This window comes from Spirosoma fluminis (assembly GCF_054778895.1).
The window spans coordinates 1-555 of record NZ_BAAGZD010000043.1; the positions used below are offsets into that span (position 1 = coordinate 1).

Sequence of the window (555 nt, forward strand, 5' to 3'; positions counted from 1 at the left end):
AAGCCTGTTTGTTGTTGCAGATCAGCTAACAAACTGATCGTTTCTACGCTACTCAGGCCGATGGTTTCCCGGCAATGATCGACTTTGGTCTTGGCCTGAGGAGTCAAGGAATTACTTAAGTACCCGAAGTGCGTCTCTTGACGATCAGTCTTGACGGCCATATACCAGTCGTCGATCATTGCCAGTTCGTAGGGCGACATCTGCCCGGACTTCAGGGCCTTCATTAGCTTGGGTCTCACATGCGGGTATACGGTGTCTTTTAAGGCGTAGGCTTTGCTGATAGAGTTGTGATGACTCAGTATGACCGCAGCCCAGTAGCCATTATGAATAAGTCGTTCACCGGGGTACCCGTAGTGATCAATAATTGGGAGTAGTTGAGCCATTTGCTGCTCACTGTGGGGAGCAAATCGTTTTTCGGCGTACCGCTCTTGAGTAGCCCCAATGCGAAACAGCGCCAACAGGGCCTTTCGCTGATCCTTCTTAAACATTTTCTCGACCCGGTCCCGAACGGCCTGATTGCCCCCGTTTTGGTAGAGCGCTCTGAGCGAGTCGTAT

1 protein-coding gene is annotated in these 555 nt (G+C 51.2%); it reads right to left on the bottom strand.

Going from position 1 to position 555, the window contains the following annotated elements; genetic code table 11:
* The coding region (locus tag ACYVBJ_RS26295; RefSeq protein WP_460985285.1) for a hypothetical protein at positions 1-555 on the bottom strand (555 nt) is incomplete at both ends.